Source organism: Arsenophonus sp. PmNCSU2021_1 (assembly GCF_036919435.1).
GTDB lineage: Bacteria > Pseudomonadota > Gammaproteobacteria > Enterobacterales > Enterobacteriaceae > Arsenophonus > Arsenophonus nilaparvatae.
Window position 1 is genome coordinate 61,069 of sequence record NZ_JAZHPL010000011.1, and the last position, 18,833, is coordinate 79,901.

At 37.4% G+C, this 18,833-nt stretch carries 16 protein-coding genes and 4 pseudogenes; 8 read left to right on the plus strand and 12 right to left on the minus strand.

The genetic code is table 11. The annotated features are described in order from the left end of the window. Positions 1–498 precede the first annotated feature (498 nt). The 4 genes from surE (at position 499) to rpoS (ending at position 4,143) form a co-directional block, all read left to right on the plus strand. Complete coding sequence (surE, locus tag V3224_RS25750; RefSeq protein ID WP_032115463.1) at positions 499–1,260, plus strand: 5'/3'-nucleotidase SurE; 762 nt, start codon at positions 499–501, stop codon at positions 1,258–1,260. Continuing rightward, a complete protein-coding gene (locus V3224_RS25755; protein WP_032115462.1) occupies positions 1,254–1,880 on the plus strand; it encodes a protein-L-isoaspartate(D-aspartate) O-methyltransferase in 627 nt (208 codons plus the stop codon). The genes surE and V3224_RS25755 overlap by 7 nt, the downstream gene beginning before the upstream one ends. 154 nt (positions 1,881–2,034) lie before the next feature. Continuing rightward, positions 2,035–3,099 carry a murein hydrolase activator NlpD gene (gene nlpD, locus V3224_RS25760; RefSeq protein ID WP_334473303.1) on the plus strand — a complete coding sequence of 355 codons (1,065 nt, stop codon included), beginning with the start codon at positions 2,035–2,037 and terminating at the stop codon, positions 3,097–3,099. Positions 3,100–3,153: 54 nt separating this feature from the next. Beyond that, the gene (gene rpoS / locus V3224_RS25765) at positions 3,154–4,143 is read left to right on the plus strand and encodes an RNA polymerase sigma factor RpoS (RefSeq protein ID WP_032115460.1); all 990 of its coding nucleotides are present in this window, start codon (positions 3,154–3,156) and stop codon (positions 4,141–4,143) included. Positions 4,144–4,204: 61 nt separating this feature from the next. On the opposite strand, the pseudogene miaE (V3224_RS25770) reads toward rpoS, so the two are convergent. Continuing rightward, positions 4,205–4,612: pseudogene (gene miaE / locus V3224_RS25770) on the minus strand (tRNA isopentenyl-2-thiomethyl-A-37 hydroxylase MiaE); the annotation flags it as partial. A 70-nt stretch (positions 4,613–4,682) separates the two neighbouring features. Between miaE (V3224_RS25770) and V3224_RS25775 the strand changes: the two are divergent. Next, on the plus strand, positions 4,683–5,657 hold the full coding sequence (locus V3224_RS25775) for an IS701 family transposase (RefSeq protein ID WP_334473306.1): 975 nt from the start codon (positions 4,683–4,685) through the stop codon (positions 5,655–5,657). On the opposite strand, the gene miaE (V3224_RS25780) is transcribed toward V3224_RS25775, so the two are convergent. Together miaE (V3224_RS25780) and mutS are read right to left on the minus strand one after the other, a co-directional pair. Continuing rightward, positions 5,617–6,033: a tRNA isopentenyl-2-thiomethyl-A-37 hydroxylase MiaE gene (gene miaE / locus V3224_RS25780; protein WP_334473308.1), complete on the minus strand. Its 417-nt coding sequence runs from the start codon at positions 6,031–6,033 to the stop codon at positions 5,617–5,619. The two genes, V3224_RS25775 and miaE (V3224_RS25780), sit on opposite strands and share 41 nt — an antisense overlap. A gap of 2 nt (positions 6,034–6,035) precedes the next feature. Next, a complete protein-coding gene (gene mutS, locus V3224_RS25785; protein WP_334473309.1) occupies positions 6,036–8,597 on the minus strand; it encodes a DNA mismatch repair protein MutS in 2,562 nt (853 codons plus the stop codon). 1,034 nt (positions 8,598–9,631) lie between these two features. On the opposite strand from mutS, the gene V3224_RS25790 reads away from it, so the two are divergent. Beyond that, positions 9,632–10,009, plus strand: a complete 378-nt coding sequence (locus V3224_RS25790; RefSeq protein WP_334473310.1) for a hypothetical protein — start codon at positions 9,632–9,634, stop codon at positions 10,007–10,009. A gap of 289 nt (positions 10,010–10,298) precedes the next feature. Here the strand turns inward: V3224_RS25790 and V3224_RS25795 are convergent, their stop codons facing one another. Continuing rightward, positions 10,299–10,595, minus strand: a complete 297-nt coding sequence (locus V3224_RS25795) for a hypothetical protein (protein ID WP_334473311.1) — start codon at positions 10,593–10,595, stop codon at positions 10,299–10,301. 955 nt (positions 10,596–11,550) lie between these two features. Next, positions 11,551–11,961 (minus strand): annotated as a pseudogene (cas6f, locus tag V3224_RS25800) (type I-F CRISPR-associated endoribonuclease Cas6/Csy4); the annotation flags it as partial. Between the two features lie 131 nt (positions 11,962–12,092). On the opposite strand from cas6f, the gene V3224_RS25805 reads away from it, so the two are divergent. Next, positions 12,093–12,470 (plus strand): hypothetical protein, encoded by a 378-nt coding sequence (locus V3224_RS25805; RefSeq protein ID WP_334473313.1) that lies wholly within the window; start codon positions 12,093–12,095, stop codon positions 12,468–12,470. Between the two features lie 146 nt (positions 12,471–12,616). Continuing rightward, entirely contained in the window at positions 12,617–13,267 is a 651-nt protein-coding gene (locus V3224_RS25810; RefSeq protein ID WP_334473315.1) for a transposase, read from the plus strand. Here V3224_RS25810 and V3224_RS25815 read toward each other — a convergent pair. The 7 genes and pseudogenes from V3224_RS25815 to speF form a co-directional block, all read right to left on the minus strand. Further along, complete coding sequence (locus tag V3224_RS25815) at positions 13,264–13,440, minus strand: type I-F CRISPR-associated endoribonuclease Cas6/Csy4 (protein WP_334473317.1); 177 nt, start codon at positions 13,438–13,440, stop codon at positions 13,264–13,266. The two genes, V3224_RS25810 and V3224_RS25815, sit on opposite strands and share 4 nt — an antisense overlap. 8 nt (positions 13,441–13,448) lie before the next feature. Beyond that, positions 13,449–14,486: a type I-Fv CRISPR-associated protein Cas5fv gene (cas5fv, locus tag V3224_RS25820; protein WP_334473318.1), complete on the minus strand. Its 1,038-nt coding sequence runs from the start codon at positions 14,484–14,486 to the stop codon at positions 13,449–13,451. Positions 14,487–14,493: 7 nt separating this feature from the next. After that, entirely contained in the window at positions 14,494–15,042 is a 549-nt protein-coding gene (cas7fv, locus tag V3224_RS25825) for a type I-Fv CRISPR-associated protein Cas7fv (protein ID WP_334473876.1), read from the minus strand. A 21-nt stretch (positions 15,043–15,063) separates the two neighbouring features. Continuing rightward, a pseudogene (locus tag V3224_RS25830) lies at positions 15,064–15,684 on the minus strand (transposase); the annotation flags it as partial. Between the two features lie 167 nt (positions 15,685–15,851). After that, positions 15,852–16,010 carry a hypothetical protein gene (locus V3224_RS25835; protein ID WP_334473320.1) on the minus strand — a complete coding sequence of 53 codons (159 nt, stop codon included), beginning with the start codon at positions 16,008–16,010 and terminating at the stop codon, positions 15,852–15,854. A gap of 194 nt (positions 16,011–16,204) precedes the next feature. After that, complete coding sequence (locus tag V3224_RS25840; RefSeq protein WP_334473322.1) at positions 16,205–16,570, minus strand: hypothetical protein; 366 nt, start codon at positions 16,568–16,570, stop codon at positions 16,205–16,207. Continuing rightward, a pseudogene (gene speF / locus V3224_RS25845) lies at positions 16,501–18,564 on the minus strand (ornithine decarboxylase SpeF); the annotation flags it as partial. The pseudogene speF and the gene V3224_RS25840, both read right to left, overlap by 70 nt. Between the last annotated feature and the right edge of the window lie 269 nt (positions 18,565–18,833).

Sequence of the window (18,833 nt, forward strand, 5' to 3'; positions counted from 1 at the left end):
CATTGGGCAGTGTTATTTCTGTTGTTGTAAAAAGTTAACTTGCTTATTTTGTTCGTTATTGACTGGTAGTATTGATAGTATTTAGTCAACAACTCTTTATACATTTTTAATATTTATTAGAAATTTTTTTTTATTGATTGATGTATTGCTAGTTAGATATTTGGTTAAGATAGTATTTTCACTGGATATTATTTTGGCGTATCTTATTTATGTTATTTAAAAATGATAATTGTAATTAGATATTTTATTATTTTTCAGGTAGTTGTTAAAACAAAAAAATTATATTGTTATTTTATTACATTCACATCCACTAATATTAGACCTTCATTTTTCTATCGTAATTTGATGTGTTTTATTGTTACTTAATGATATTCTTGCTGTAATCTATTATTGACGCTATTTTCAACCCATAATCTTTTTTTATCATAGATGATAATAGTTGGATAAAATAGCCTGGTTCTTAATATAACGTTCAATATAAATCAACGGGATACAATAATGCTAAGGATATTGCTAAGTAATGATGATGGTGTAACAGCAACTGGCATCCAAACGCTTGCTACTGCATTACGTAAACATTATTTCGTTCAGGTTGTTGCACCTGATAGAAACCGAAGTGGGGCATCAAACGCATTAACACTTCATAAACCATTACGAATAGCTAAGTTAGCCAATGGCGACATCTCAGTACAGGGAACGCCAACGGATTGTGTTTATTTAGGCGTTAATCAGCTTATTCTACCCTCTCCTGAAATCGTCGTTTCGGGTATTAATCATGGACCCAACCTGGGTGACGATGTTATTTATTCAGGTACCGTTGCAGCGGCGACAGAAGGACGTCATCTTGGTTTACCTGCACTTGCGGTTTCATTGAATGGTGAAACACACTTCCAAACAGCAGCAGAAGTAACTTGTCATTTATTAAAATTATTACAGAAAACGCCATTAAAAGCGGGTAATATTCTTAATATTAATGTTCCTGATATTCCTTTATCGGAAATTAAAGGTTACAAAGTGACACGCTGTGGTAGTCGTCATGCAGCTCAAAAAGTTGATCCATCTAAAGATCCAAGGGGCGATACGGTCTATTGGTTAGGGCCAGTTGGCGGAATATCTGATGCGGGTCCAGATACTGATTTTGCTGCAGTAGCAGCGGGTTATGTTTCTATTACGCCATTACAAGTGGATTTAACCGCTTATAAAGATCAGCAAGTTGTTAAAGATTGGTTATTAAAAGCAGAGGCAAGTGAGGAATGCTAAAACGGTCAATGAGAGATTTATTGACACAACTACGCCATCAAGGGATTAAAGATGAAGGTCTATTGGCAGCTATTGCAAAAGTTCCTCGTGAGCGTTTTGTCGATGAAGCACTTTCACATAAAGCTTATGAAAATATTCCTTTACCTATAGGTTTTTCTCAGACTATTTCGCAACCTTATATTGTTGCTCGGATGACAGAATTACTTACGCTTTCTCCTTCGGATCATGTTTTAGAGATAGGCACAGGGTCGGGTTATCAAACAGCCATTTTAGCTCATCTTGTCGCGCGGGTTTTTTCGGTAGAACGGATCAAGGGGCTACAATGGAATGCTAAACGTAGATTAAAGCAACTTGATCTCCATAATATTTCAACCCGTCATGGAGATGGTTGGATGGGATGGGCTTCAAAGGGGCCTTTTGATGGAATCATTGTTACCGCGGCGCCGGCAGAACTCCCACTCGTGTTGCTTGAACAATTGAAAGATGGTGGCCGCATGGTATTACCTGTCGGTGAGAAAAAACAGATGTTAAAAGTCATTAAACGTCAGGGTAATGATTTTCATGCTACAACGGTAGAGTCAGTGCGATTTGTTCCTTTAATTCCTGGAAGTTTGGCATGAAATAGGTAGTATTTTAGCGATAGATAATTTAAGGTTTTATTAATCTCTGCTTTAATAAGCATAATAATTTATTATTTAGCTATTGCGATAAATTGTCGATCATGACTTACATTATCGATTTTTATTCAAGATTTATCTTCATGGGAGAAGAAGTATGCATTTTAACAGCCCAAAATTTGCGATTCGATGGGCAACTATCTGTATAATAACAGGCACAATGTTAATAGGGTGCTCGACACCATATCATCCAGCAGCGCCAATTAGTAGTGTCCAAGATAGTAGCCGCCCAATTGATACTTATCCTGCTGTCAATACATCATCAAAAAATACGCCAATACCCTCTTCTCCTAAAAATATTTCTGTTAATAATCAAAATAATAGTATAAACAAGCCGGTATATCAGCCAGTGATACCAGCACCTAAGACTAACACCGATGGCCGAATAATTTATAACCGAAATTATGATAATATCCAAAAAGGAAGCTATAGTGGTAACACCTATACTGTTAAACGAGGTGATACGCTGTTTTATATTGCTTGGATAACAGGCAATGATTATCGTGATCTAGCGCAACGTAATAAAATTGCAGAACCTTATAGTTTAAATATTGGGCAAGTACTTAATATTGGTAGTAGTTCTACCGACTCAGAAATGGTAGTTGCTAATCGTACTCCGAATACTAACAATACAAATGTTGATTCTCAGTCAACTAATGCGTATGATTCATCTGTCAGTGAGCAAAATTCAGGAAAGATGTTACCGAGAGCATCCAAGCCACTAACACCTTCTACGCCGCCTGCAACAACAGCATCTTCGGGTTTAAATAGTAACAGCGTAGTCAATACAGTAGGTAAGTGGCGCTGGCCGGCCGAAGGGAAAGTGATTGAATCTTTCTCTGATGTAAAGGGCGGAAATAAAGGTGTTGATATTGCCGGATCGCGCGGTCAACCTGTTTTTGCAACTACAGCAGGAAAAGTGGTTTATTCTGGAAATGCATTACGTGGATATGGAAATCTTATAATAATAAAACATAACGATGACTATCTGAGTGCCTATGCTCACAATGATACTATATTAGTTCGTGATCAACAGGAGGTTCAGGCAGGGCAAAAGATTGCCACTATGGGTAGCACCGGTACAAGTTCGGTAAGATTACATTTTGAAATTCGTTACAAGGGAAAATCAGTAAACCCGTTGCGTTATCTTTCGCAACGATAACTTGGACAGATTGCTTGTCAATGCTGTCTGCATTATCAAGGGTAGGAGTGACTGATGAGCCAAAATTCGCTAAAAGTTAACGAGTTATATGACGATTTAGACGAAACTAGCATGGATGCGGAAGCTTTCGATGAAAGCTTGCTAAAAGAAGAGGACTTAAATTTAGAGCAAGATGATGATTCAGATATATTTCAGAATATTAATCAACGTGTTCTAGATGCAACTCAGCTTTATCTTGGTGAGATTGGATATTCACCTCTTCTGACAGCGGAAGAAGAAGTATTTTATGCGAGGCGCGCTTTACGTGGTGATGCAGCATCACGTCAGCGTATGATTGAGAGTAATTTACGCTTGGTTGTAAAAATTTCTCGTCGCTATAGTAATCGTGGTCTTGCCCTACTGGATCTGATAGAAGAAGGCAATCTTGGATTAATTCGGGCGGTTGAAAAATTTGATCCAGAAAAGGGTTTTCGTTTTTCAACTTATGCAACATGGTGGATCCGCCAAACTATTGAACGAGCAATTATGAATCAGACGCGTACTATCCGCTTACCGATTCATATCGTTAAAGAGTTAAATGTTTATTTGCGTATTGCAAGAGAATTGGCTCAGAAACTTGATCATGAGCCAAGCGCCGAAGAAATTGCAGAACGCTTAGACAAACCGGTGGATGATGTTAGCCGGATGTTGCGGCTAAATGAGCGGATCTCTTCTGTTGATACTCCAATCGGTGGTGATTCAGATAAAGCGTTACTTGATGTGTTATCTGATGATAATGATTCAGGGCCAGAAGGAACTATCCAAGCTAACAATATGAAAGAAAGTATTGTTAAATGGCTGTTTGAACTTAATGCAAAACAGCGTGAAGTATTAGCACGCCGCTTTGGTTTATTAGGTTATGAATCGGAAACGTTAGAAGAGGTAGGGCGAGAGATTGGTCTTACTAGAGAACGTGTTCGTCAGATACAGGTTGAAGGTTTGCGCCGATTAAAAGATATTTTGCATAATCAAGGTCTTAGTATGGAATCTTTATTTAAGACCTAATATCTTTGCAATATCGTTAATATTAATAAGGTGGGAGGAAAACCCACCTTTTTGTTTGATATCAGGCGGGAACGCCACTATGAAATTTAAAATCGCTATCCGGCCTTTCGATCAATTCAGCCTCGATGCTAGCAAAATATTCGATCCGCTGCTGAATATTTTCGCTAGAAATAGTTTGTGCTAAAACTAAATAATCTTGATAGTGGCGAAATTCTGATCTGAGTAGTGAAATATAGAATTTAGCTAAGGATGTTTCAAGATGAGGCGCGAGTTTAGCAAAACGCTCACAAGAGCGCGCTTCGATATAAGCACCAATCATCAGTTTATCAATTAATGTGTTCGGTTCATGATGGCTAACATGACTAAATAAGCCCTTAGCATAACGACCGGCACTGATAGTTTCATATTTGATATCTCTTTCCGTCATGATTTCCAGCACTTGATAAAAATGGTGGAGTTCCTCTTTAATTCACGAGTTTCGCAATCTCCAAAAAAGAAGTATAAATTTAAAAACAAGAAAAAATCAGGGTGTTCATATTTTGTCGGGTTATCCATGTATTAAAGATATCTATAAAACATTCTTACAAGTAAGCAGTTTAAGATACTCTGGTTTAGCGTTATCAGAAGTAAGCCCATCGCCTTTATCTCATGACACTGTTAGCCAATGGCTAAAAAGTAGATGTTTTAGACCTAAAGACCTATGGCGATTAGTTGAACCTTCTATAGACAAAAAAAGCCCTTGCGTACTAATTGCCGATGATACATTGATTGCCAAAACACGTAGTAAAAAAATAGAGATGGTCCATTATCAATATTCAGGTAATGAACATGAGGTTATTGCTGGCATAGGTTTAGTTAATTTGCTTTGGCATGATCTGACGAAGGTTGAATCAATTCCTATCAATTATCGTATTTATGATAAAGATTCTGATGGAAAAACAAAAAACACGCACTTTTCCGAAATGCTCACTCTTGCTAAAAAAAGAGGGATCATGCCAGAAGCGGTAGTGATGGATGCTTGGTATTCTAGCCTGGATAACCTGAAATCAATTCGCTCTCATGGTTGGATCTGGGTAAACACGCTGAGGAAAAATAGGATTGTTAACCATAACAAACAACTGAACAAGTTAGACATCTCAGAAGAAGGAACGTCAATACACTTGCGAGGATATGGTTGGGTAACCGTTTTCAAATTTACAGCCAAAAACGGCCGTATTGATTACATAGTAACAAACAAAGAGAATCCCACCCGTCAATACCTCAAATCTATCATGGATGCCCGTTGGTCTGTTGAAGTTTATCATCGAGAAGTTAAACAAAACTGTGGTATTGAAAGCTGTCAGGCTCGCACGAGCCGAGCGCAAAGAAATCATATTTTTCTCGCTATTTCTGCGTGGTTTGAACAACATAAACGTCGTATATCTGAAAAAATAACCCTTTATCAACAAAATTGGGACGTAATCAAAAGTGCTATTACTGAGCAAATCCGTGTTTTATTAGCGTACCCAAATTAGTTTTGTGCGAAACTCGTGTAATTAATAACACCATTTTATCAATCAGAGATTGGCTATAGCTTGTGTTTTTCTTTCCTCGGATCGATTTGGATAACTGATTTTTTCCTTTAAGCGTATCAATATTGCCAATTTTCTTATAAGCAAAATCTTCGAAAGGTTGTAACCATTGTAAGAGTGTATCACTGCTCTGTTCATCAACGGCATATTTTCGCAACAGTAGCATAGCACTTTGCGCGGCTTTTAGTTCACACAACAGGTGATCGCATAAAATAATCGCTAAGTTTTCTGGCTGACTGGCTTTGTCTATCCACGCTTGCGGTGTTTTGCAGGCTAAAAAATGGTGAATTGGATCAAGTAATTTTGCATCATATAACATAACTATTTCACCATTTCTTTTAACCGATAAATCAATTCTAGCGCTTGACGAGGTGTTAATGTATCAGGATTTAACTTTTCGAGAGTTTCAATGGCTGGTGAAACCGTCTTTTCCACTACTTTTGCTAGTTGTGAATTATCAATAGATTTATTTGCTGGCAGCGTGGAGAGCGTTTCTAGCTCGATTAATTTCTGTTTTGCTCGTTGAATAACCTTGGCGGGGACACCCGCCAATGAAGCCACCGCTAGGCCATAGCTTTTACTGGCAGCGCCTTCTTGAACGTTATGCATAAACGCAATCGTGTCGTCATGCTCTATTGCATCCAGATGGATATTACCCGAACCTTCCTGCTTATCTGCCAAATTGGTTAATTCAAAATAATGCGTAGCAAATAATGTCATAGCTTTAATCTGGCTAACCAGATTTTCCGCACAAGCCCAGGCAAGTGAAAGGCCATCATAGGTTGAAGTACCGCGACCAATTTCATCCATTAATACCAGACTTTGTTCTGTCGCATTATGGAGGATATTAGCGGTTTCTATCATTTCCACCATAAAAGTTGACCGACCGGCAGCAAGATCATCCGACGCACCAACCCGAGTGAAGATCCGATCAATTGGGCCAATAATCGCTTTTTCTGCTGGCACAAAGCTACCTATATAAGCAAGCAGTGTAATTAAGGCTGCTTGACGCATATAAGTACTTTTACCGCCCATATTGGGGCCAGTAATAATTAACAACCGACGTTGTGGTGACAGATGCAGTGGATTAGAAATAAATGGCTCACTAAGTACCTGCTCAACGACTGGATGGCGTCCAGCAACAATTTCTATGCCAGGTTTCTCATTTAATATTGGGCAGCGATAGTCCAAAGTCTCGGCGCGCTCTGCCAAATTATTGAGTACATCTAATTCTGCTAACGCTTCGGCGCTAGTTTGCAATGCTGATAAATGGGGTAATAACAGATCAAACAGTTCTTCATAAAGCTTTTTCTCAATTGCTAATGCTTTACTTTTAGAAGTTAGCACCTTGTCTTCATATTCTTTCAACTCAGGGATAATATACCGTTCGGCATTTTTTAGAGTTTGGCGACGAACATAATGGATAGGTACCAAATGACTTTGTCCACGACTGACTTGCAGGTAATAGCCATGCACCGCATTAAAGCCGACTTTTAGGCTATCAATGCCTAATTTCTCTTTTTCCCGCAATTCAAGTTTTTCCAAGTAATCACTGGCACCATCGGCCAATGCACGCCATTCATCAAGTTCGCTATGATATCCGGTTGCGATCACTCCTCCGTCTCGCATTAACACCGGTGGTGTGTCAACAATGGCTTCTTCCAATAGTGTTTGCAGTGATGCAAAGGAGCTAATGCGTGACTGCAAGTTTTTCAAATAGGGAAATTCAATCTTATCTAATATCGCGTGAATATCGGTAAATTGTTGGAAAGCATGACGCATGCGAACCAGATCCCGAGGCCGGGCTGAACGGAGTGCTAAACGAGCAAGTATCCGTTCTAAGTCACCAATTTGGCGTAGAAAAGGTTGTAATTCGAAATAATAAGATTGGAGTCCGGCTATCGCTTGTTGGCGATTGAATAATTTATTTAGATTACGCAACGGACTATGTAGCCAACGTTTTAGCATCCGGCTACCCATCGGCGTTACGCACTGATCCAGTATCGCAGCTACCGTATTCTCGCTACCACCTGATAAATTTTGTGTCAATTCAAGATTACGACGCGTAGCGGCATCAAGGATAATGGTCTCTTTTTGCTGCTCCATGGTAATACTATGGATATGGGGCAATGCTGTACGTTGGGTATCTTTAACATATTGCAGTAAGCAACCCGCTGCGCGCAATGCCAATGTCGCCTTTTCAACACCAAAACCCATCAGATCCTGGGTACCAAATTGTAGATTCAATTGTTGTCTAGCGGTGTCTAATTCGAACTCCCATAATGGGCGACGACGTAGTCCTTTATTATTTTCAAATAGTGCAACATCGACAAAATTCTCTGGATAGAGCAGTTCTGCCGGTCGGGTACGTTGTAATTCAGCGCTGATGGTGTTGATATCAGCCATTTCACTGATAATAAAACGGCCGGAAGTGATATCTAAAGTGGCATAGCCATAACCATTATCTTCTTGCCAAATCGCAGCTAATAGATTGTCCTGACGTTCTTGTAGTAATGCTTCATCGGTAACGGTTCCCGGCGTTACGATGCGAACAACTTTACGTTCGACGGGGCCTTTGCTGGTGGCGGGATCACCGATTTGTTCACAGATAGCAACCGACTCACCTAACTGAACTAATTTGGCTAAATAACTCTCTACGGCATGATGAGGTACGCCAGCCATCGGAATGGGTTGGCCGGCCGATTGCCCACGCTTAGTTAATGAAATATCAAGTAATTGGGCTGCTTTTTTAGCATCATCAAAGAATAATTCATAAAAATCACCCATCCGATAAAATAACAAAATATCAGCATGTTGTGCCTTAAGGCGTAAATATTGCTGCATCATTGGGGTATGGGAAGCGAAGTTTTGGGAATTAGTCATAGTTTTTATTTTTTAACTCTTTGAGTTGTAATATTGCCGGTAAGACTTGCTTGCTGAATGCTATTTTAATTAAACCCGAACAATTTGCTGTGTAAGGGATTGGTTTTAAAATAGATTGTCCGCTTGTTAGCAAAATCTAGCCACTTATGAAAAATTTTCTTCACTATACTATGGATAAGCAATAACCAGAAGTCACGGCGATGAAAAAATAGTGCTCACAAAATTAGCCTCATAAAGGTTCTATGGCAAATTTATTGACTAAATTGCGAGCGGAGTGGAGAAAACATATGTAACTGTTATTTAGTTGCTTGCGTCATAGCAGTGAGAATTGCTATCAGATAAGCTCTTTACGAAAACAGATAACGCGTTCTGTTTCATTAAAGCCCTAATTTTGATGAGCTTTATGTGATAGTTTATTGTCAATTTCGGCATCGGAACAGAGTTCTTCAAATCCCTTTGCAATCAGATCGGTGGTTATTTTATTGATCAATGCCTGACCAATACCTTATTGACGGTATTCAGGCTTAACCCAAATACCTTCCAAAAAGGGAACCGGTTGTTTGGTGCAGCTGTTGGCATATTCCCGTAGGCAAATTTCGGCAAAACCGACTGCCTGATGGTTTAACATAGCGATATATCCTGCATTTTTCTTACTACTTAGCATTTTATCTATGTCACTAAGAGGGGCATCATGGGCATGTCGATCCTATAGTTGCAGACGCATAGTTGCCCAAACCGTACGGTCATTTTTCTCCATCTTTCTAATCATTATTGACATACCGTTTCCTATTTTTTAACAGCGACAAAATTATTTTTTAGCTGGATAAAAGTTACGCCGAATTTAAACGGCTTTATTGGTTCCTTATTTTATAACAATATTATTTAATCGCGATATATAGCTAAATCAAATTGGTTTTATTGGGGCTATAAAATAAATAACCTCATATTTATTTTACACCTTGTTTTAGTTAAAATTATTTAACTTTACCTATCACAGGGATGATAATGAAAAATTAGTTTTAGCTTTAATTGCAATGGGAATGATGAGTGGTTGTGCAACGATAGTGGGTGAAAAAACTCAGCGTATACAGATTAATAGCAATCCGTCTGGCGCTGAATTTTCCGTCAAAGATGAAAAGGGATCAATCATTGCTCAAGGAAAAACACCTAAGGGAATTACATTAGAAAAATCTGAGGGTGGCTATTTTGGTAAAAAAAGTTATGAAATTACTTTGACAAAGGAAGGATTAAAACCGGTTACCTTACCGTTAAAAGCGAGTGCTAATGGATGGTATGTTGCTGGTAATTTTTTCTTTGGTGGATTAATAGGTTGGTTAATTGTTGATCCATTTAATGGTGGTATGTATACACTTCGTCCAGAAAAAATTGATGCTACTTTATCGCAAATATAATTTTAGCTAGTATGTATGAAATAATTATCATTATTTTCATCAATAATTAAGCTCCGTAGGGGCTTATTTTACTTTTACAGAATTATTTTAATTAATCGTATTAACGAACGGCATAAAGTGTTTTTTAAACTATTGTTGTTTATTTATTACAAACGCTATTTCTCTGCTATTAAGATTTATTGGTTTGTCGCATTAATCATTATTACATTTTTTATTTCTAACTAGCCGAGAAGTCTATTTATTGTTGAGCAAAATTAGTTTCTATTAATGCGGCAAAACCAGTTAATTTTTAGGCCAACTTTTGATAACGAGCAAAAAAAGCGTGAGCGTCTTTAGCATTAGCGTTCGATAAATTATCATCGATAATTTTGTCGGCATAATAAGCGGTAAAACCTCCACAATCGTTAACATTAAGCAGGGCTTGATGTCCAAGATGCTCGCTAGTGACGGCAAAATCTTTGTCTAAACCAAGCTCCTTTTTAGCCAATAACTGTTTGGTTAAATGTCCTGCGCCGTTATAAAAAGTATCAAGCAGCGGGCCTTTTGAATCATGGATTTTAGCCGATTGAATTTTACCTGCATGCATTTCGACTTCTAGTAAGACAAATGGCCTCGAGTACTACCGCAGAATTTATTGCTTTGGGCGATCGGTACTAAGACTTTGACTTGCTCGTGGGGATCGGCTTTTTTAATTTCATTCAGCGTCTGTGCAGCATTACGGCCACCGGATAATAGATCCTGCATTGGATTAGGGTTAGTTAAATCATGGCAAGCAGAAGAGACAATATAAGTTATACCGTCCTTTTGCTTGCCAGCCATTTGTTGGGTTGAAGATATCATTTAAGGCAGAATTTAGTTTTGAGCAACTTAATTTCTCACCGAAAGTGCCAGTTAAATAATTGAAAAAATTACGCATCCAGGAACAAAATCCGGACTTTTCTGGCGAGGGTGGCTTATTAAACTCAGCTGATAAGCTGTGACCAGCAGTAGAGATATCACCCCAATGACCCGTTGGATGGGGATTTGGGGGACTGTTTGAAATATATGGCATAATTTTAAATCCTTAATTAGCAATAGAATTATTATTTCATTTTAACGCTATTTCAAAACATCAGTGACTTGTCTATTGGCTGAGATAAGTTTGAGTTTCTACAATAATTTTTCCAATAAAATTTATTTATTACTATCAGGATTAAACCTTATTATTGTGAATTTCTTTTATCATTTGTCGCTTCCGCCACTGTTGCATTTAGATTGCTGAATACTAAAAATGATTGGCTATTTTGTTATTGAGAACATATGTAAATTTTGGCTTTAATATTGCCAAAAATATCTCGCCATTGATTTTGAATATATAAAACATAAAAAAGAATTGAATTAAATCTTCTAAGCTGCCTATGCGGCAGTGAACAGTAATGCTACAATAAAAAATAAACTTATAACAGCAAGTTAGAACAAAAATAGTAGATTGACCTAAGTTTTTATTTGCCATTATAACTTATTGATTTTATATCATTTTTTAAAAGAACAGAAAATGTTGGTTAAAATTCGGGTACACTTGATACTGAACTTAATCCATAGGTACTAAAAATTTGGTTGTCAGCAGGAGCTGCATCGTTTTTAGCAATAAATAATTTAAAACGATGTTTGTTATTGTTATTGTTATTGTTATTGTTATTAGATAAGCTTAGGCTTTCTAACTGGATATAGGGTAAGTCGGTTGTTGTCACTACATTTTGATAACGTTTTAAGGCTGCATTAAAATCAATATCACCACGTTTAGCTCGATGTCTAGCTAAACGTTCAGCATTGCTCCTAACTTGTTTACGATAATACATTGAGTAGCCTGTTACTTTATTTTTAGGAACGGGGCGTATGGTTGTAGAATGTATATAATCGATTAAACGTGCTAACCATTTAGTCAGATTAAGTTTTTTAAATTCCACCTCTGTGTGAGCGAAAAGCGCAGTTTACTACCCATAAAGCTAATGTTTTTCTCTTGGTTAAAATAGTACACGAGTTTCGCAATCTCCAAAAAAGAAGTATAAATTTAAAAACAAGAAAAAATCAGGGTGTTCATATTTTGTCGGGTTATCCATGTATTAAAGATATCTATAAAACATTCTTACAAGTAAGCAGTTTAAGATACTCTGGTTTAGCGTTATCAGAAGTAAGCCCATCGCCTTTATCTCATGACACTGTTAGCCGATGGCTAAAAAGTAGATGTTTTAGACCTAAAGACCTATGGCGATTAGTTGAACCTTCTATAGACAAAAAAAGCCCTTGCGTACTAATTGCCGATGATACATTGATTGCCAAAACACGTAGTAAAAAAATAGAGATGGTCCATTATCAATATTCAGGTAATGAACATGATGTTATTGCTGGCATAGGTTTAGTTAATTTGCTTTGGCATGATCTGACGAAGGCACGAGTTTCGCACGGGCATATAAAATTCTAGAAATGGCTTCAGAACAATAATTAATCTGTAACTTGCTAAGACGTATAAATTTACTTAAATTACAATAAGTTATTTTCAATTTATGAGATTTTTTCTATTTATATATTATGCTGAATTAAACTTAAAAATAGAGCGTTTTTTTATTGGTGCGAAACTCGTGGAAGGTTGAATCAATTCCTATCAATTATCTTATTTATGATAAAGATTCTGATGGAAAAACAAAAAACACGCACTTTTCCGAAATGCTCACTCTTGCTAAAAAAAGAGGGATCATGCCAGAAGCGGTAGTGATGGATGCTTGGTATTCTAGCCTGGATAACCTGAAATCAATTCGCTCTCATGGTTGGATCTGGGTAACCACGCTGAGGAAAAATAGGATTGTTAACCATAACAAACAACTGAACAAGTTAGACATCTCAGAAGAAGGAACGTCAATACACTTGCGAGGATATGGTTGGGTAACCGTTTTCAAATTTACAGCCAAAAACGGCCGTGTTGATTACATAGTAACAAACAAAGAGAATCCCACCCGTCAATACGTCAAATCTATCATGGATGCCCGTTGGTCTGTTGAAGTTTATCATCGAGAAGTTTTAAACAAAACTGTGGTATTGAACGCTGTCAGGCTCGTACGAGCCGAGCGCAAAGAAAATCATATTTTTCTCGCTATTTCTGCGTGGTTTGAACAACATAAACGTCGTATATCTGAAAAAATAACCCTTTATCAACAAAATTGGGACGTAATCAAAAGTGCTATTACTGAGCAAATCCGTGTTTTATTAGCGTACCCAAATTAGTTTTGTGCGAAACTCGTGTAGTATTGTGGAAAAGAGAGACCGATAGGAATTTTTCCATTTTCATCTTTTATCTCAACAAAGGCTAAATGTAATTGCATATAGAGTGTTGACCATAATTGATCAATGGGAAAGTCGTCTGTCTCGATTAATGTCACTTCTATATAATGGTTCATATCATTCCTTAAATGCGAATATCCGTGACATAAGCAAGCCCTTTTTTGCCTATATAAAAAGAAGAAACGCCGGCATCTTCGATCTTTTGCTCAAGATCACGCGCTTGCTCTTTAGGAATGTTTAATGTTATTGCCAAACGACCACTTGCTTTAGTCAGAGATTGAACGACTTCACCTTCACCTTTCTTTTTTTCTTTTAAAATATAGGGGTTGCCCCAAATAAGTTTTTTTTCGCCTGTAGTATATGTATCCATGAAATCTTTTTTAGTAAAACCACGCTTTGAAATTCCACTTATATTTCCTTGTTTGGTTAAAATATGGGTTAAAGCATGTTGATTTTGCAAACGTGAAATTTGGATATATAAAGCAGATGCATAAAAACTAATTAGTATAAATAACTCCTTTGTTGTGAGCTTAAAGACGGTACTACTGAATCTATTTTGAATATGGTCAAATGCTTTTTGACTTTCCTCGGATAATTTGATCGGTTTTATTTTATTTAATCCTTCTAAGCGATTAATAATAACAATAGGATCAAGTGCAGGTAAGCTTGGTGTGAATTGAAAATCTTCATTTAAAATAAACTGAATAACTTCATCTAAGCTAAGAAACAGAATACCCCATAATTGTGGCGAAAAGTCTGAATTAAAAGCCGGATCATTGGATTTAATCATACCAGTAAACGAATTTTGATCAGTATTACCTGACATATTTCTAATAAAAATCAACTCCTGAGTAATGATGGCGTTATCTTTAATATCCTCTTCAGTTAATACTGGCTCGATGGTTTTAAAATAGTAATCGGGAGCCTGGCGAGCTTGATAGAGTTTGCGTTGCTCGCCAATTAATCGATTTAAGATCCCCATTATTGTGTCTTTAGAGATTGGTTGATATTTAAAGTTAGTATTTTTTCCTAGAGCCTGTATTGAACCAATAAAATTTCGGCCTATTTTACGCCCTTTTCCTTTAGGAGGTAGTTCTTCATTATTAGAACCATCTAAAAATGAATTACGCCATGATGCTTCATACTCGATAATAATTTGCATAATTCACCTATTCATGGGCAGCAAAATAAACAGCATAATCATTTTGCGGTTCGAAATTTGATTGTTCAGGGTGGCGTTTAATCCGCATCATTTTATTACTATCGTTATAATCCACTTCTACTGTGTCAACATACATATATCCTTTAGCTTGTTTAATGCTTAAGTTTCGTAGTCTGTCTAAGGTTTCATTAACTAAAATATCGATGGCGGTATTGTCTAATAGGATCCCGACTTCTCCCTCTGGGTATATAGTGCCATTGCGAACGTAATTGGCATGAAAAATAGCTTTTGGCTCTCTGGCGGGCGCTAAATTTTTAATGAATTTTTCAATGTGTTGGGCAACTTTTTCACCTTCACCTTGTTTAATAACCATTGATGCTCTATCAAATTTTTTGTCTAAGGAGATAAATGCCAGTTGTTCAATATTGATTGAACCATAGGCGATATATTCTGTATCGCCAAAGGTAGTTTTAGAGAAAATAGAGTTTTCCCCACGCTTATAACTTTTGTTGCCATTTTTTTCGATAATTTCTTCTGTTGAACTGGCATTCGACATTTGCACGAGTTTCGCACAAAACTAATTTGGGTACGCTAATAAAACACGGATTTGTTCAGTAATAGCACTTTTGATTACGTCCCAATTTTGTTGATAAAGGGTTATTTTTTGAGATATACGACGTTTATGTTGTTCAAACCACGCAGAAATAGCGAGAAAAATATGATTTCTTTGCGCTCGGCTCGTGCGAGCCTGACAGCGTTTAATACCACAGTTTTGTTTAACTTCTCGATGATAAACTTCAATAGACCAACGGGCATCCATGATAGATTTGAGGTATTGACGGGTGGGATTCTCTTTGTTTGTTACTATGTAATCAATACGGCCGTTTTTGGCTGTAAATTTGAAAACGGTTACCCAACCATATCCTCGCAAGTGTATTGACGTTCCTTCTTCTGAGATGTCTAACTTGTTCAGTTGTTTGTTATGGTTAACAATCCTATTTTTCCTCAGCGTGGTTACCCAGATCCAACCATGAGAGCGAATTGATTTCAGGTTATCCAGGCTAGAATACCAAGCATCTATCACTACGGCTTCTGGCATGCTCCCTCTTTTTTTAGCAAGAGTGAGCATTTCGGAAAAGTGCGTGTTTTTTGTTTTTCCATCAGAATCTTTATCATAAATAAGATAATTGATAGGAACACGAGTTTCGCACCAATAAAAAAACGCTCTATTTTTAAGTTTAATTCAGCATAATATATAAATAGAAAAAACCTTATAAATTAAATATAACTTATTGTAATTTAAGTAAATTTATGCATTTCAGTAACTTGCAGATTAATCATTACTTTTAAGCCATTTCTAGAATTTTATAGGCCTGTGCGAAACTCGTGAGGAATTGATTCAACCTTCGTCAGATCATGCCAAAGCAAATTAACTAAACCTATGCCAGCAATAACATCATGTTCATTACCTGAATATTGATAATGGACCATCACTATTTTTTTACTACGTGTTTTGGCAATCAATGTATCATCGGCAATTAGTACGCAAGGGCTTTTTTTGTCTACACGAGTTTCGCACGGGCATATAAAATTCTAGAAATGGCTTCAGAACAATAATTAATCTGTAACTTGCTAAGACGTATAAATTTACTTAAATTACAATAAGTTATTTTTAATTTATAAGGTTTTTTCTATTTATATATTATGCTGAATTAAACTTAAAAATAGAGCGTTTTTTTATTGGTGCGAAACTCGTGGTCTATAGAAGGTTCAACTAATCGCCATAGGTCTTTAGGTCTAAAACATCTACTTTTTAGCCATCGGCTAACAGTGTCATGAGATAAAGGCGATGGGCTTACTTCTGATAACGCTAAACCAGAGTATCTTAAACTGCTTACTTGTAAGAATGTTTTATAGATATCTTTAATACATGGATAACCCGATAAAATATGAACACCCTGATTTTTTCTTGTTTTTAAATTTATACTTCTTTTTTGGAGATTGCGAAACTCGTGATCCCTTCTTCTAGCGCTAGAAAATAGTTTTGTACCGCACCACCCCAGACTTCTCCTGGGACAACACAAAGTACGCCTGGTTGATAAGGTAGTGCGCCTTCGGCAGCAATCCGCCCGGCGATGTTTTCAATTGCAATCAATTCGACCTGGCCGCGGACAAATTGGATATTGGATGCTTGCGGCAACATTTTGACGGCCGGAAAATGCGATTGACGAAACATCTCTTTTTGTAGCTGTTTGACGTTCAATTTGGCATATAAATCATGCATCTCTTGGCATAGCTGACGAATGGTATAGCGCTGATAGCGTTGTTGGTTGTTACGGTAGAGGGTCGGTAAAACGTCGGCTAACGGTGCGTCGATTGCGAGTAATTGTTCAAAATGAGCAATTTGGGCCACCAGATGTTGCATTTTTGCCATCGATTCTGCCGGTGTTAGCAGAAATAGAATTGAGTTTAGATCGCATTTTTCAGGAATAATACCCTGTTCACGTAAGTAGTTTGCCAGGATCGTTGCCGGTACACCAAAGCTTTCGTAATTGCCGGTTTGGCTATTAATGCCAGGTGTCGTTAACATCAATTTACACGGATCAACAAAGTACTGATTTTCGGCGTAACCATCAAAGGAGTGCCAGCGTTCCCCTGGGGTAAATTTAAAGAAGCGTAAGTCATTAGCGATTTCATCGGTGTCATAGTCAGCCCAGGAACGGTTATCGACCAATTCAGGAATAAATGGGCGAATAAATTTACAGCAACTTAATAATAATTTGCGTGTTTCGATACCTGTTTTTACGCAATCCATCCATAGCCGTTTGCCACTTTCACCGGCATGCATTTTGGCATTAACATCTAAAGCGACAAATAGCGGGTAGAACGGGCTGGTGGAAGCGTGCATCATAAAGGCGTTATTTAAGCGTTTATGATTGACATAACGTTGTTGCCCTTTGATATGACTGTCTTTTTTATGGATTTGAGAAGTTTGTGAGAAACCCGCTTGTTGTTTGTGAACCGATTGGGTGACCAAAATACCAGGATCATTTTCATTGAGTTCCAACAGTAATGGTGAACAGTCCTTCATCATTGGAATAAATTGTTCATAACCAACCCAGGCAGAATCAAATAAAATATAGTCACAAACATGGCCGATTTTATCGACAATTTGGCGTGCATTGTAAATTGTTCCGTCATAAGTTCCAAGTTGGATCACCGCCAGGCGAAATGGACGTTTTTGCGCGGCATGCTCAGGTGAAGTTTTTTTGATTAGCTCAAGCAAATAATCTTCATTAAAGCAGTGAGCATCGATGCCCCCGATAAAGCCAAATGGATTGCGAGCGGTTTCTAAATAGATTGGTGTTGCACCTGCCTGGATCAGCGCACCATGGTGATTAGATTTATGGTTGTTGCGATCAAATAACACTAAATCCCCAGGTGCTAGCAGGGCATTTAATACCACTTTGTTGGCAGAAGAGGTGCCGTTTAAAACAAAGTAGGTTCTATCGGCATTAAACACTTTTGCTGCATATTGTTGGGCAGTACAGGGTACACCTTCATGGATCAATAGGTCGCCCATCGAAACGTCAGCATTACAGAGATCTGAACGAAATAAATTTTCGCCGAAATAGTTGACGAATAAATTACCTAATGGATGACGCCGAAAGAATGCTCCTCCTTGATGGCCTGGGCAATCGAAAGCGGTATAGCCTTGTTCGACATATTTTTTTAGTTTACCAAAAAAAGGTGAAAGCAAACTTTGCTCATATTTTTGTGCCGCAGTCTCTAATTGCTTAGCATATAACTGGCTATTGTCTTTGTTAAGATCAATAACACCAGCCAGGCAAGAAAGGGTATCAGCCGGAATAACTTGATTGTGATTAATTAGCGCAAAGATAGGCTGATCAAAACTATTTTGTTTAATGGTATCGAGTCCACCTTGTTGAATATCTTCTAGCGAGATGATAATCGCAGCAACATCAGTAAAGTCAGTATCAAAGATATTAACAAAATTACGCTGGCTATCAATATAGTCACTGATATCAAAACTGGTGGCTAGTTTATATTGTTCCATTTTATTTCCTATAAATTCAGACAATAGAATTACTGCCAAAATGGATGAACATCTATTTTGGTGTATTTCTTATTTACAATTGAATTAAACTAAATTTAATTTAGCTTAAAGCAATAAGTCATTTTGTTAGATTAATTAATCTAAATGCGCTGACTGACAAGTATGAATAGTTAATGCAATAGATATGATTTGTTTAAATCAATAGCATGACTATTTTGGGGGAATGACGATCCATACAGTAAGAACAGCAGCATGGATGTCGAAAAGGA